The 642-nt window shown below is 65.9% G+C and carries 1 protein-coding gene; it reads left to right on the forward strand.

The genetic code is table 11. The annotated features are described in order from the left end of the window. The coding region (locus tag ACH107_RS33340; RefSeq protein WP_412509862.1) for an IS3 family transposase at window positions 1-565 on the forward strand (565 nt) is incomplete at its 5' end. Window positions 566-642 lie beyond the last annotated feature (77 nt).

The raw sequence follows: 642 nt of genomic DNA on the forward strand, positions 1-642 counted from the left end.
TCTGCCGATCGCCCCCGCGACCTTCTACAGGCATGCCGCCATTGCCCGCAGACCCGAGCTGGCCTCGGACCGTGCCCGGCAGGACGTGCAGGATTTCGAGAAGATCGAGGCGACGCACGGCAAGAGCCGGGGGCGCTACGGGGCCCGCAAGATCTGGCACCAGCTTCGGCGTGACGGGCATGACATCGCGCGTTGCACCGTGGAGCGGCTGATGCATCTTCATGGATTACAAGGGGTTGTGCGCGGCCAGAAGAAGACAACCATCCCCGATCCGGCGCAGCCCTGCCCGGATGACAAGGTCAACCGGCAGTTCGTGGCGACCATGCCCGACCAGCTCTGGGGCGAGCCCCTGTCCGCCACTGGTCCGAGGACAGTGGGCGAGCGACTTCACCTATGTGTCGACATGGATGGGCATGGTCTCGTTCGGGGCGCTTACGCCGCGCCCCCGGCGCGACGGTCGCCCCTCACCCTTCATCATCGATGTCTTCGCGCGCGCTCGCCATTGTGCTTGAACCAATGGCGCACCAATGGCTCTCCGTGGGCTGGCGCGTCTCGACCTCGATGACCACCGTTCGCGATCGCGCTCGAACCTGTGGCGCGCTGATCGCTCACTGTGCTCGATGCGTTGAACCAGGCCATCTG

The organism is Roseovarius halophilus (ex Wu et al. 2025), from assembly GCF_047086965.1.